Source organism: Citrobacter sp. Cb004 (assembly GCF_030337065.1).
GTDB classification, from domain to species: Bacteria; Pseudomonadota; Gammaproteobacteria; order Enterobacterales; family Enterobacteriaceae; genus Citrobacter; species Citrobacter braakii.
The window spans coordinates 1-367 of record NZ_JAOWCH010000009.1; the positions used below are offsets into that span (position 1 = coordinate 1).

Annotated in this window: 1 protein-coding gene; it reads right to left on the minus strand. The window is 51.5% G+C overall.

What is annotated here, in order from left to right; genetic code table 11:
* The coding region (locus OGV65_RS00055) for a hypothetical protein (RefSeq protein WP_286454470.1) at nucleotides 1-367 on the minus strand (367 nt) is incomplete at both ends.

The following is a 367-nucleotide window of genomic DNA, read 5'->3' on the forward strand; positions in this document are numbered from 1 at the left end:
TCTCAGATTTTTTCGTCTGCCGTTTGGTTTTCTTCACCACTTTATCGGCTACCGCGATCACTTCCATTCTGCCGGTATCTTTACCGTTAAACTCCAGCTTGTTGATCATGGCATCAAAGCGGTCATCATGCGCCCTGAGTGCATTCAGCACCTGCCAGACAACACGGTAAGCCTGATTATTGTTCAACGCATTCTCCGGCTCTTCTCCGGCGGGAATGACAACCGGCAGAATGACGTAGCCCAGCTCCTTACCTTCAGCACGCCGCATCACACGTCCGACAGACTGCACCACATCCACCTGAGAGCTTCTCGGCGTTAAAAACAACACCGCATCCAGAGAAGGCACATCCACGCCTTCAGATAAACA